General features: G+C 70.0%; 9 protein-coding genes. 3 read left to right on the plus strand and 6 right to left on the minus strand.

Annotation, left to right across the window (positions count from 1 at the left end):
• Position 1: 1 nt before the first annotated feature.
• Positions 2 to 3,004: a bifunctional [glutamine synthetase] adenylyltransferase/[glutamine synthetase]-adenylyl-L-tyrosine phosphorylase gene (locus FFS15_RS03010; protein ID WP_137843524.1), complete on the plus strand. Its 3,003-nt coding sequence runs from the start codon at positions 2 to 4 to the stop codon at positions 3,002 to 3,004.
• Here FFS15_RS03010 and FFS15_RS03015 read toward each other — a convergent pair.
• Together FFS15_RS03015 and glnA are read right to left on the minus strand one after the other, a co-directional pair.
• On the minus strand, positions 2,995 to 4,242 hold the full coding sequence (locus FFS15_RS03015; protein ID WP_137843525.1) for a hypothetical protein: 1,248 nt from the start codon (positions 4,240 to 4,242) through the stop codon (positions 2,995 to 2,997). The genes FFS15_RS03010 and FFS15_RS03015 overlap by 10 nt on opposite strands.
• Before the next feature lie 79 nt (positions 4,243 to 4,321).
• Entirely contained in the window at positions 4,322 to 5,746 is a 1,425-nt protein-coding gene (gene glnA, locus FFS15_RS03020; protein WP_137843526.1) for a type I glutamate--ammonia ligase, read from the minus strand.
• A gap of 127 nt (positions 5,747 to 5,873) precedes the next feature.
• On the opposite strand from glnA, the gene FFS15_RS03025 reads away from it, so the two are divergent.
• Entirely contained in the window at positions 5,874 to 6,275 is a 402-nt protein-coding gene (locus FFS15_RS03025) for an RDD family protein (RefSeq protein WP_137843527.1), read from the plus strand.
• Between the two features lie 11 nt (positions 6,276 to 6,286).
• Here FFS15_RS03025 and FFS15_RS03030 read toward each other — a convergent pair whose 3' ends face one another.
• Positions 6,287 to 6,997 carry a DUF4191 domain-containing protein gene (locus tag FFS15_RS03030; RefSeq protein WP_137843528.1) on the minus strand — a complete coding sequence of 237 codons (711 nt, stop codon included), beginning with the start codon at positions 6,995 to 6,997 and terminating at the stop codon, positions 6,287 to 6,289.
• Positions 6,998 to 7,118: 121 nt separating this feature from the next.
• Between FFS15_RS03030 and FFS15_RS03035 the strand changes: the two genes are divergently transcribed.
• Positions 7,119 to 8,420 carry a hypothetical protein gene (locus tag FFS15_RS03035; RefSeq protein ID WP_137843529.1) on the plus strand — a complete coding sequence of 434 codons (1,302 nt, stop codon included), beginning with the start codon at positions 7,119 to 7,121 and terminating at the stop codon, positions 8,418 to 8,420.
• Positions 8,421 to 8,426: 6 nt separating this feature from the next.
• On the opposite strand, the gene sucB is transcribed toward FFS15_RS03035, so the two are convergent.
• The 3 genes from sucB to FFS15_RS03050 all read right to left on the minus strand — a co-directional run bounded on the left by sucB (position 8,427) and on the right by FFS15_RS03050 (position 13,035).
• Positions 8,427 to 10,124 (minus strand): 2-oxoglutarate dehydrogenase, E2 component, dihydrolipoamide succinyltransferase, encoded by a 1,698-nt coding sequence (gene sucB / locus FFS15_RS03040; RefSeq protein WP_137843530.1) that lies wholly within the window; start codon positions 10,122 to 10,124, stop codon positions 8,427 to 8,429.
• Between the two features lie 62 nt (positions 10,125 to 10,186).
• Positions 10,187 to 11,560, minus strand: a complete 1,374-nt coding sequence (gene lpdA / locus FFS15_RS03045) for a dihydrolipoyl dehydrogenase (RefSeq protein WP_137843531.1) — start codon at positions 11,558 to 11,560, stop codon at positions 10,187 to 10,189.
• A complete protein-coding gene (locus FFS15_RS03050) occupies positions 11,557 to 13,035 on the minus strand; it encodes a leucyl aminopeptidase (protein WP_137843532.1) in 1,479 nt (492 codons plus the stop codon). The genes lpdA and FFS15_RS03050 overlap by 4 nt, the downstream gene beginning before the upstream one ends.
• Positions 13,036 to 13,084: the final 49 nt, after the last annotated feature.

The following is a 13,084-nucleotide window of genomic DNA, read 5'->3' on the forward strand; positions in this document are numbered from 1 at the left end:
CATGTCAGCCAGCGAACGCTCCAGCTCGCTCACGCAGCTCGCGCGACTCGGCTTCAGCCGCCTGGGTGAGACCGACGCACTGCTCGATGAGATCGAGTCCGAGACCGGCGTCTCGCGTGCCGACCTCGCGGCCGGGGCAGCGAGCTCGGCCGACCCCGACGAGGCACTGGAAGCGCTGGCGCGCATCGCGCGGCGGGATGCCGGAGCGGTGGCAGCGCTTCGCGACGACGATCACGGCTGGCGGGCGCTGTGGGCGCTCCTGGGCGCATCGACGGGGTTCGCCGACTTCTTCCTGCGGCAGCCGTCGGAGCTGACCCATCTCGCCGGAGCAGGCGTCTCGCTGCCGTCGGGCGACGAGCTGCGGACCACGCTGCTCGAGGCCGTCGACGTCGACGGCGGGTTCGCCGCAGACGGCTCCGAATCGGCGTGGGTGGCTCTGCGGGTGCGCTATCGGCGCCAGCTCGCCCGGATCGCCGCGTATGACCTCCTGCATCCGTCGCCCGTCGATGTCGTGCCGCACGTGGCAGCACGGCTGGCCGATGCCGCGGGTGCGGCGCTGGAGGCATCCCTCGCCGTCGCGCGCACGCGCGTCTCAGGCGGAGCCGCCGGCGCCGGGCTCTTCCCCCGCGACCAGGTGGCCGCGGTCGGGCTCGCGATCATCGGGATGGGCAAGACGGGCGCGCGCGAGCTGAACTACGTCAGCGACGTCGACGTGATCTTCGTCGGAGGAGCCGACGACGACGCGCGCGAGTCGCTCGGTGACAGCCGCGTCATCGACATCGCGACCCGTCTCGCCGTCCAGACGATGCGGGGCATCTCGAGCATCGAGATCGAGCCTCCACTGTGGGAGGTCGATGCGAATCTGCGACCCGAGGGCAAGCAGGGTGCGCTCGTGCGCACGCTCGACTCGCACATGTCCTACTACGACCGATGGGCCAAGAGCTGGGAGTTCCAGGCCCTGCTGAAGGCCCGTCCGATCGCGGGCGACCCCGACCTCGGCGCCGCCTACGTCCGGGCCGTGCAGCCGAAGGTGTGGACGAGCGCAGCCCGCGAGAACTTCGTCGACAGCGTCCAGCGCATGCGCGAGCGCGTGACCGAGCACATCCCGCCGGCCGACGTCCCGTATCAGCTGAAGCTCGGGCCCGGCGGCATCCGCGACATCGAGTTCACGGTGCAGCTGCTGCAGCTGGTGCACGGTCTGTCGGACGACCGCATCCGCCAGCGGGGGACGCTCGAGGCCCTCGACGCGCTGGTCGCCGAGGGCTACATCGGTCGCACAGAGGCCGCCGCGTTCTCGCACGACTACAGGATCCTGCGCCTTCTCGAGCACCGCGCCCAGCTGCGCAACCTCCGTCGCACCCACCTCATGCCGGCGCGCCCCGAAGACCTGCGCGTGCTCGCGCGGGCGACCCGCCTCGCCGAGACGGGCGAGCAGGTATGGGCGCTGTGGGAGTCGGTCAAGCGCGAGGTGCGTGACATCCACGTGCGCCTGTTCTACCGCCCGCTGCTCTCCGCGGTCGCAGCGCTGCCTGCCGAGGAGCGTGCGCTCTCGACCGCGCAGGCGCACGACCGCCTCGCCGCGATCGGCTTCGCCGACCCCGCGGGCGCCTTGCGGCACATCGCGGCGCTGACGAGCGGCCTCAGTCGCAAATCCACCATCCAGCGACACCTCATGCCCGTGATGATCCGATGGTTCGCCGACGGGGTCGACCCGGACTACGGCCTCCTGGCCTTCCGACGCCTGAGCGAGCGCCTCGGCAACACGCATTGGTTCCTGCGGATGCTGCGCGACTCGTCCGGTGCCGCCGAGAGCCTCTCGCGAGTGCTCTCCGGGTCGCGCTACGTGGGCGAGCTCATGGAGTGGATTCCGGAGGCGGCGGCCTGGCTCGATGACCCCGAGCTGCTCCGACCGCGCGGGGGACTGGCGCTTCAGCAGGAGGCGCGCGCGATCCAGACGCGGCACGACAACGTCGCCGACGCGATGCGCGCAGTGCGGTCGCTGCGCCGGCGTGAGCTTCTGCGAACGGCGATGGGCGCGATGGTGGGCACCGTCACCATCGAGGAGGTGGCGCTGTCGCTCACCACCATCACCGAAGTGACGATCCAGGCGACACTGCGCGCCGTGCGTCGCGAGGTCGTGCCGCCCGACGACGAGGCACTCGACTTCTCGGTCATCGCGATGGGGAGGTTCGGGGGTGCGGAGCTCGGATTCGGATCGGATGCCGACGTGATGTACGTCTACCAGGCGAACGGCATCGATCCGCAACGTGCTCATGATCTCGCCGTCCGGCTCGTCGCCGAGCTTCGGCGCCACTCAGAAGACCACCGCGTTCCGCTCGATCTCGACGCGGACCTGCGGCCGGAGGGTCGCAACGGCCCGATCGCCCGATCGCTCGACGCCTACGCCGAGTACTACCGGCGCTGGTCGCTGTCCTGGGAGGCGCAGGCGCTGCTGCGGGCACGGGGCGTCGCGGGCAGCGTCAAGCTGATCCGGGCGTTCACCGCGCTGGCCGACGACGTCCGCTATCCGGCCGCGGCCGATCCGCAGGGACTCCGCGAGATCAAGCGCATCAAGGCCCGCGTCGAAAGCGAACGGCTTCCGCAGGGCGTCGACCCCAGCCGCCATCTGAAGCTCGGGCCCGGATCGCTCAGCGACGTCGAGTGGCTCGTGCAGCTCCTCCAGCTGCAGCACGCCCATGCGGTTCCGGGAATGCGGACGACCTCCACGCTCGGAGCGCTGCGCGCCGCGACAGCCGCCGGACTCGTGCCCTCGAGTGCCGCCGATCGGCTCACTGCTGCGTGGCGGCTGTCCAGCAGGCTCCGCTCTGCCAACACACTGCTCTCGGGTCAGACGAGCGACGTGCTGCCGACCGACCGTGCACGCCTCGACGGCATCGGGCGACTGCTCGAGTACCCCGCGCGTTCCGCGACCCAGGTCGAGGAGGACTACCTCGGCACCACCCGTCGCGCACGACGCGTGTTCGAGAAGCTCTTCTACGGCTGACGCTCGTCGGCGGAGACCGTGGGCACGAGCAGCGGATGGCTCTCGGCGAGCCATGTGCGCATGTCGTCGGAGAGTCGCGGCCAACGCCCGATGAGATCGTCGAGCGCGACTCGGGCAGCGGGTTGCTCGCGGTGACGGGCCAGGAGGTTCACGAGGTCGCTGCCGCGTGGCGGCGACGTCGCGATGCGCTGCCTCGCCCGGACCACCCGCGCGAGGTGGGCCGCCGCGTCGGGCAGATCCACCGTCGTCCCGTGCTCGCTGATGACTCGCTCGGCCATCCACCGCTCGGGCGTCGAGCGGGACCGCAGAGACTCACGCCACACCGGCCGCGCGTCATCGGTCCAGTGCCGCGCGAGCAGGGAGAGACCCGCAGCCCGGACATGCGAGTCATCGGAGGCGAGCGCCGCGTCGCAGGTCATGCGCACGGCGGCGGACGGAGATGCCCGGTGAAGGGCGGCCAGCGCGGCAGCTGCAGCCTCGCCGCCTCGCCGAGTCAGTTCCTGCAGGGCCGTACTCACATCGTCATCCAGCGGTCCGGGCAGGAGCGACGCCAGACGCGCGGCGCGTTCGGCGACATGGCCGCGACGTCGGAGCGCGGACACCAGACTCTCGACCGGAACCTCGATCGCCAGGCCCGCATAGCGCGCCAACTGGAGGCGATCGAAAGCGGCGGACACGAGATGGTCCGCGCGGCGGTCGTCCCCTCCGACGGCCTCGTCGAGGAGTCTCGCCTCGGCCCCGGGCGTATTGAAAGCGACGCACGCGACGGCGAATCGCCATGCGGCGGCGTCCTCGTCGCCGCTCCGCTCCGCCACGGCCGCCGCGGCGAGACAGCGGTCGAGGAGCGCGACTCCCGCCAGACGCTCGACGCGCCGTCGATGCGGCCCCGTGTTTCCACGGACAGCCCAGTCATGGACGACCGTCCGCAGCGCCGCGTCGCCGACGTCGGTGACCAAGCCGGCGATCTCGAGGTCGCCGACCGCGATCCCGACCTGATCGAGCATGTTCAGCGGGCGGAGGACGGCGGCTGAGCCCGGCTGGAAGGCGCTGGCCACCTGCAGCACGCCGCCGCTCTCCTGGACGTGGAGCTCGCCGCCCAGGCGTTCGACGAGCACGGTCCGCGCTCGATCCGCAACGGCCGAGTCGGCGAGGGTGATCGAGAAGACGAGCGGTGTCGCGTCGCCGATCTCCTCGAGACCGGGCGGAAGCGCTCGATCGCCTCGCCGGAAGAACCACATGCGGCGATGCTGCCAACGGCAGCATCCGGGCAGCGAAAAGGGCCCCGGTTTCCCGAGGCCCCCTTCGTGCTGGAACGAACTAGACGCCGAAGTACAGCTCGAACTCGAACGGGTGCGGACGTGCCGAGATCGGCTTGATCTCGTTCTCGATCTTGTACTCGATCCACGTCTCGATCAGCTCGGGCGTGAACACGTTGCCGGCGAGCAGGAACTCGTGGTCGGCGCGGAGCGCCTCGAGCGAGTCGAGGAGCGAGTTCGGAACCTGCGGAATGTTCTTGGCCTCCTCGGGGGGAAGCTCGTACAGGTCCTTGTCGACCGGCTCGTGCGGCTCGATGCGGTTCTTGATGCCGTCGAGGCCGGCCATGAGCTGCGCGGCGAACGCGAGATAGGGGTTGCCCGAGGCGTCGGGAGCGCGGAACTCGATGCGCTTCGCCTTGGGGTTGGAACCGGTGATCGGGATGCGGATGGCCGCCGAGCGGTTGCCGGCCGAGTAGACCAGGTTCACGGGAGCCTCGTAGCCCTTGACCAGACGCTTGTACGAGTTGATCGTCGGGTTCGTGAACGCAAGCACCGCGGGGGCGTGCGCGAGCAGGCCGCCGATGTACCAGCGGGCGATGTCGGACAGGCCGCCGTAGCCCTTCTCGTCGTAGAAGAGGGGCTTGCCGTCGAGCCACAGCGACTGGTGCGTGTGCATGCCGGAGCCGTTGTCGCCGAAGAGCGGCTTGGGCATGAAGGTCGCGACCTTGCCCCACTGCTCCGAGGTGTTCTTGACGATGTACTTGAACTTCAGGATGTCGTCCGCCGAGTGCACCATGGTGTCGAAGCGGTAGTTGATCTCCTGCTGTCCGCCGGTGCCCACCTCGTGGTGCGAGCGCTCGAGGACGAAGCCGGCCTCGATGAGCTTCAGGGTGATGTCGTCGCGCAGGTCGGCCGTCTTGTCGACGGGGCTGACCGGGAAGTAGCCGCCCTTGTACGGGGTCTTGTTGGCGAGGTTGCCGCCCTCTTCTTCGCGACCCGTGTTCCAGGCGCCCTCTTCGGAGTCGACCGAGTAGAAGCTGCCGTTCTGCTTCACCTCGTAGCGGACGTCGTCGAAGATGTAGAACTCGGCCTCGGGAGCGAAGAACGCAGTGTCGGCGATGCCGGTCGAGGCGAGGTACTTCTCGGCCTTCTTGGCGACCTGACGCGGGTCCTTCGAGTAGATCTCGCCGTTGCGCGGGTTGTAGATGTCGAAGATCATGACCAGGGTCTTCGCCTCGCGGAACTGGTCGAGGTACGCGGTGGAGACATCCGGGATGAGCTGCATGTCGGACTCATGGATGTTCGCGAATCCACGGATCGAGGAGCCGTCGAACAGCTGGCCGACGGTGAAGAACTCCTCATCGACGGTCGAGGCCGGGATGTTGAAGTGCTGCTGGACACCAGGGAGATCCGTGAAGCGGATGTCGAGGAACTTGACATCCTCGTCCTTGATGAACTTCAGCACCTCGGATGAATCTTTGAACATGAAGTCTCCAGAGGTAGGGCATCGGGCGCCCGCAGAGCGGGCTTGATGGCAACGTACCGGGGGGGCATTGCCCGGTAGTGACACCATTGTTTCCGGCATGTTACGCGGTGCTGGTTAGGGTTGACGGATGCCCGACTTCCTTCCCCCCGGAACATACCCCGGCGAACGCATCGGGCTGCCTGAAGAGGGGTCCGGCAGCCTCGCGAAACTGGGCCGGAGGATCGGCGCGATCATCATCGACTGGACCTGCGCCGTCGTGGTCTCGATCGGGTTCTTCGCGTACGACCCGATCGCGACGCTGGTGATCTTCATCGTCGTGCAGTCGGTCTTCATCCCGACCATCGGCGGGAGCCCGGGGCACCGGCTGCTCGGCCTCCGCGTGCAGCGCGTGGGCGGCGGCTGGCCGGGTCTCTGGCGACCGGCGCTGCGCAGCATCCTGCTCGCGCTCGTGATTCCCGCGGTGATCTGGGACGCCGACAACCGCGGCGTGCACGACAAGGCAGCCGGAACGGTCCTCGTCCGCGCCTGAGCCCCGTGGTTTCAGCGCGGTCGGGGCGCGCGCACCTTGGTGGGGTCGATTCCCTTGGGGATCGGCAGCGAAGCGAGCGACTGCGAGACCGAGTCGATGCGCTTGATGACCGCCGCCATCGTCGCGCGGTCGACCGTCTTGGGAAGGGCCTTGATGGTCGGGCCGAGCTTGGCGATCGTGACCTCGTCGGCGCCGTGGCCGACGTAGAGGACCGTGATCGGCACGCCCGAGGCGACGCGCTGCACCTTCGACCGCTCGTCGTTGACAAGGCGGGTGAGACGCCCACGCGCGCCTTCACCCACGATCACGACGCCACCGCGGCCGATGGCGCGGTAGACGGCTTCCTGCGTCTTGGGGTTCACGCCCACCGGCATCTCACTGGCCTGCCACTTGCGACCGAGCGACGTCGACAGCACGTGCCCGGTGGCACCGGGCATCCCGTCGATCTTGCGGTACATCGCGACCGTCGACAGGCGCGTCATCGTCATGAGCGACCCGAGGATGCCGAGCATCAGGCCGGTCACGCCCCACAGGATCACGCTCCAGATGGCGACGGGCGGGATCAGCAGACCCACAGCCACGCCGGCGGCGGTACCGAGCAGCAGTACGCCGATCAGAAGGAACGGCAGCCAGGGGAACGCCTTCTGCGTGAAGGTGTAGAGGGTGCGGAGCTGGGAGAAGAAGCCGGGACGCTTTTCAGGAGCGGTACTGCGGGCGGACATAGCGTCCAGCCTACCTTCCGGCGCCGCGTTCGGTTCCTCCCCAACGACGACGGATCGACCGTTCGTCCACAGATCCGTCCGGCGACGGGATCGGGATGCCGCGGCGGAGCACGCTGGCACGGTGACCGCACAGGAAGATCGCCTGCACAGCTCCTATCGAGCGGTGCGCCGCGTCAGCGCCCCGGCCGACGGTCCGTGGACCGGCATGCTGACGTGGCTGCCCACCGGCGAGGGGCGCGTGTTCGTCGACTCCCGAACCCTCGGCGCAGACTGGCGCGGATGGACGGCCGCCGCGGACGGGCACGTGCTCGGCGCAGCCGACGTCGTACGCCGAGCCGACGGCCACGACGCCGCGCTCCCGGTGTGCACCGAGCGCGTCGACAGCTTCCTCCGGCGTCGTGTCCGTGCCGACGTTGCGGTGACATCCGGCGAGGCGGTGACCCTCGGAGTCAGCCTCGTGCGCGCCCTCGCCGAGATCGGCGACGATTCGACCACGGGGGACTGGTGGCTGACCGAGGGCGGTCGACCGGTGCTGGCGACCGGGGTCGGCGACCAGTCGGCGTGTGATGCGACGGTCGCCCTGCTCGGCGCGCTTCGCACGAGCGCCGAAACGACGATCGCCGCACACGCCGTCTGGGATCGCCTCATCACGACGCTGTCGGGTCCTCGCGTCGCAGCCGCCGAGTTCGCCGCCGCCGAGTCCACGCTCTTCGCTCTTGCGGCACCCGAGCCCCTCGCCACCGTTCTGCCGGTGTCACGCCTCGCGCAGGAGGCCTCCGAACCGGCGCGCGGCGCGATGACTGTGCTGCGCGAACCCGAGCCCTCGACTCTCGGCGCGCTCGCGCGCTTCGTCGACGCAGACCTCGCCGACACGTTCTCGCGCGCGACGACGGCTGTCTGGCGGCGGCTGCGGACCCGCCCGGCGCCACGGCGCGCGCCGCTCCTGGTGGGCGGCGCTGTGGCCGTCGCCGTTCTGGGAGCGGGCGTGCTGTGGCCCGGAGCCGGAGGTCCGGCCACGGCCGGCTCCGACACTCCCGCAGCATCGGTGCCGGGCGCGGCCACTCCGACCGTCGTGGCGTCTCCCGAGGAAGCGATCGCGTCACCGACGAGTGATGCGGCTCCCGTGGCCGTCGCCGTCGATCCGACCGACGTGGTGCAGGACCTGCTCGACCGGCGCCTCGCGTGCGCCGACGAAGCGTGTCTCGCAGGCGTCCTACTGGATCCGGGCGCGGCCGTGCCTCCGGGTATCGTCGATCTGCCGAGCGCGGATCGCAGCATCACCGAGCTCGACGACCTGGGCGGCATGATCGTGCTGCGGGTGGATCACGTCGCCGGCGGGGGAGACCCTCAGCTTGTCGTCATCCAGCGCGTGGCAGACCGATGGCTGCTGCGCGACGTGCATGACGTCGGGCAGCAGCCATGAGTCCGATCAGATGCCGAGCTGGCCCTCGAACGCCGCCGACTCGAGGCGCGTCTTCACCGCTCCGAGGAAACGAGCCGCGTCGGCACCGTCGATGACGCGGTGGTCGTACGACAGCGCGAGGTACACGTAGGAGCGCACCGAGATCGCATCCTTGCCGTCGACCGAGACGATACCCGGACGCTTGACGACGACACCCGTGCCGAGGATCGCCGACTGCGGCAGGAACACCACGGGGGTGTCGAACAGCGCGCCGCGCGAGCCGGTGTTGGTCAGCGTGAACGTTCCGCCGGCGAGCTCGTCGGGCTTGAGCTTGTTGTCGCGGGTTCGCGCGGCGAGATCTGCGATCTCGTGCGCGATCTGCGCGAGGTTCTTCGCCGCCGCGTCGCGGAGCACCGGTGTGAGCAGTCCGCGCTCGGTGTCGACGGCGATCGAGAGGTTCTCGCTCGCCGGGTAGACGATGTCGGTGCCGTCGACGGTCGCGTTGATGACGGGGTACGCCTGCAGCGCCTCGGCCGCAGCAAGCGCGAAGAACGGCAGGAACGACAGCTTGTCGCCGGTCTTGGCGAGGAAGTCGTTCTTCACCTGGTCGCGGAAGTTCGCGAGCTTGGTGACATCGACCTCGACGACCGTGGTGAGCTGTGCCGTGGACTGCATCGAGGCCACCGCGCGCTCGGCGAGGACCTTGCGCAGACGCGACATCGGCTGGGTCGTGCCCCGCAGGGGCGACACTTCGAGTGGTGCCGGAGCGGCGGGTGCCGCCTTCTCTGTCGCCGGCGCGGGAGCGGATGCCGCGGCGGCTGCCTTCAGCACGTCCTCCTTACGGATGCGGCCTCCGACACCGGTGCCGGTGACAGTGCCGAGGTCGACACCCTGCTGCTGCGCGAGACGACGCACGAGCGGCGTGACATAGGCGGTCACGTCGTCGACGTCGGATGCTGCTGCGGGTGCGGCAGGCGCCGGCGCCTCGGCAGCCGGGGCGGGAGCCTGGGCGGCGGGAGCCGGAGCGGGAGCTTCGGCGGCGGGAGCCGGAGCTTCGGCGGGAGCCGGAGCAGGGGCGGGAGCCTCGGCGGCGGGAGCGCCGTCGCCGATGCGAGCGAGCGCGCTGCCGACGGCGATCGTCTCGTCCTCCTGGACGAGGATCTCCTGCAGGACGCCGGCGAAGGGCGAGGGGATCTCGGTGTCGACCTTGTCGGTCGAGATCTCGAGCAGCGGCTCATCGAGTGCGACGTCGTCGCCGACGCTCTTCAGCCAACGGGTGACCGTTCCCTCGGTCACACTCTCTCCGAGTTCGGGGAGGAGTACCTCCTTGCCCGCCGACGCCGCAGACGGCGCGGTGGCGGGCTCGGGGTGGGCTCCTTCAGCCGCGGGAGCCGGTTCGGGCGCGGCTTCAGCCGCCGGAGCGGGCTCGGGTGCCCCCTCGGCGGCGGGCGCGGCGTCCTCGGAGGCCGGTGCCGACGATGCACCCGAACCGTCGCCGATCTTCGCCAGAACGGCGCCGACCTCGACGGTTTCGTCCTCCTGGACGAGGATCTCCTCGATCACGCCACTCACCGGCGACGGAATCTCGGTGTCCACCTTGTCGGTGGAGATCTCGAGCAGACCTTCGTCGGCCTCGACGGTGTCGCCGACGTTCTTCAGCCAGCGGGTGACCGTTCCCTCGGTGACGCTCTCGCCGAGCGCGGGGAGGACCACGGAAGTGCTCATGGGATTTTCTCCTTCAGGATGCCTGATCGTTCTAGCTTAGTGATGCCGTCTGCCGCTCGGCGTCAGAGCGCGTGGAGCGGCTTGCCAGCGAGAGCGAGGAAGGCTTCGCCCAGGGCCTCGCTCTGCGTCGGGTGTGCGTGGAGATAGGGCGCGATGTCCTCGGGATGTGCTTCCCAGCCGACCACGAGCTGGCCCTCGGAGATGAGTTCCCCCACCCGGTCGCCGAGAAGGTGCACGCCGAGCACGGGGCCGTCCTTCGCCCGCACGACTTTGACGATTCCGGCGGTTCCCAGGATCTCGCTCTTGCCGTTGCCGGCGAGGTTGTACTCGTAGGCGACGACCGCGTCGGCGCCGTGCGCCGCCTGCGCCTGGACTTCGGTGAGCCCGACCGAGGCGACCTCGGGGCTGCAGTAGGTGACCTTCGGAATCTGCGCGTCGGGGATCACGACGGGATTGAGGCCCGCGATCTCCTCGGCCACGAAGATGCCCTGTTGGAAGCCGCGATGCGCGAGCTGGAGCCCGGGGACGATGTCTCCGACGGCCCAGATGCCGGCGGCGTCGGTGCGGAGGCGCTCATCTGTGACGACGAAGCCGCGATCCAGCGTGATCCCGGCCTCCTCGAAGCCCAGACCGGCCGTCAGAGGACCGCGGCCCACGGCGACGAGCAGGTAGTCCGCCTCGAACGTCTTGCCGTCCTCGAGCGTCACCGTGACGGCATCCGAGGTCTGGGAAGCGCTCTGGAAGCGGACACCGAGCGACGACGCGATGCCTCGCCGCCGGAACGCCCGCTCGAGCCCCTTCGACAGGGCGATGTCCTCGTTCGGGACGAGATGGTCCAGCGCCTCGACGATCGTGACGTCGACGCCGAACGATTTCCATACGCTCGCGAACTCGACGCCGATCACCCCACCGCCGAGGATGACGACGCGCGAGGGGATCTCGTCGAGCTCGAGCGCGTGCTCGCTGGTGAGGATGCGCCCTCCGATGTCGAGACCGGGGAGCGACCGGCTGTACGAGCCGGTCGCGAGAACCACGTCCGTGCCGCGGTACAGGTCGTCGCCGACACGGACGGCGGGCCCGGCTTCGAGGCGACCCTCCCCGGCGACGACGGTGATTCCGCGCGCCCGGACGAGCCCTTCGAGACCTTTGAACTTCTTGGCCACGATGCCCTCGCGATACGCGCGGACGCCCGCGGGATCGATCCCCTCGAAGGTCGCACGGATGCCGATGGCAGACGCATCCCGTGCGGTCTCGGCCACCTCGGCGGCATGCAACAGGGCCTTCGTCGGGATGCAGCCACGGTGGAGGCAGGTGCCGCCCACCTTGTCCTTCTCGACGAGTGCGACGGTCTTGCCGAGCTCGGCCGCTCGCAGCGCTGCGGCGTAGCCGCCGCTGCCGCCGCCGAGGACGACGAGGTCGAAGGTGTGCTCGGTCATCGTACTGCTCCTCCCGTGACGAAGCCGATGAGGCTCCGCACCGTAGCGGCGGTCGGTCCCTTGTCTGTGAAGCCGTAGCCGCCGCTCTTGTTCATGCCGACGCCCGCGATGTCGAGATGGACCCACGGGATCCGCGCCGCATCGGGCTCGTCGCCGACGCGCCCGACGAAGTGTCGCAGGAAAAGGCCCGCGAACAGCGATCCACCCGCCGGATCGCCGATCTTGGCGTTCTGGAGGTCGGCGATGGGGGAGTCGAGCTCATCGATCATGTGCGCCGGCAGTGGCAGGCGCCACGCGAGCTCGCCGGCCGCCTCCGCGGCCGCGAGGTACTCCGCAACAGCCTCGTCGTCGCCCATGACGCCGGCGTGCCGGTTGCCGAGCGCGACGGTGATGGCGCCGGTGAGAGTCGCGACGTCGACGATCACGTCCGGGTGCTCCCGGCTGGCGGCGACGAGACCGTCCGCGAGCACGAGTCGACCCTCGGCGTCGGTGTTGAGCACCTCGACCGTCGTGCCGTCGAGCATCCGCAGCACATCGCCCGGACGAGTCGCGCGGCCCGACGGCATGTTGTCGGCGACGCACAGCCACGCCGTCACCTTCACGGGGGCGCCGATCGTGGCGACCGCCCGAAGCACGGCCAGGGCGGTCGCCGCGCCGCACATGTCGTACTTCATGCCGACCATCGAGGCCGCGGGCTTGAGCGACAGCCCGCCCGTGTCGAACGTGATGCCCTTGCCCACGAGGGCGACATGACGAGCGGCTCCCGACGGTGCGTACTCCAGTCGGATGAGGCGGGGAGGTCGGTCCGATCCCTGGCCGACGCCGAGGATGCCGCCATAGCCGCCGTCGCGCAGCGCGGTCTCGTCGAGCACCTCGACGGTCACGTCGAGACCGGCGACCGCCGCGACCGCGGCGTCGGCGAGATCCGCGGGGCCGAGCCATTCGGCGGGCGTCGAGACGAGGTCCTTCACAAGCGCGACAGCCGACGCGGAGGCGACGACGCCGGCGAGCGCAGCCTCGTCGGGCGCCGATGTCCCGTGCACCACGACGCGCGCCGCGCGCGCCTTCGGCGCCTCCGTCTTGTACCCGTCGAAGCGGTATCCGCCGAGCCCTGCGCCCTCGGCGAGTACGCGCCAGCGCTCGGGGTCTGCCGTCGGCGCCGCGACGGCGATCGTCGGGAATCCCGTCAGGGTGCGAACGGCAGCTCCGACGGCGTCGCGCAGGGCTGCGGCATCCGCCCCCTTGCCCGTTCCCACGACGGCGAGCGGACGTGTGGTGCTCTCGGGCGCGTAGACCCGGGAGACGACGCCGTTCCCGCCCGTGAAGCCGATGGCCGAAAGCGCTTCGCGCAGGCCCGGCCACTCGGCAAGGTCAGCGGCGTCGGCGGCGTCCAGCGGCGGCAGCGCCAGCAGGATCAGGTCGGCTTCTGAATCTCGGATCGGGTCGGTGGTGTACGCGAGGTCGGGAAACGACATGACCCCCATCCTAGGTTCGCGAGACTGTTCGCTCTGAGCGCGACGACGA

The sequence above is a fragment of the Microbacterium sp. 2FI genome (genome assembly GCF_005502885.1).
Lineage (GTDB): Bacteria > Actinomycetota > Actinomycetes > Actinomycetales > Microbacteriaceae > Microbacterium.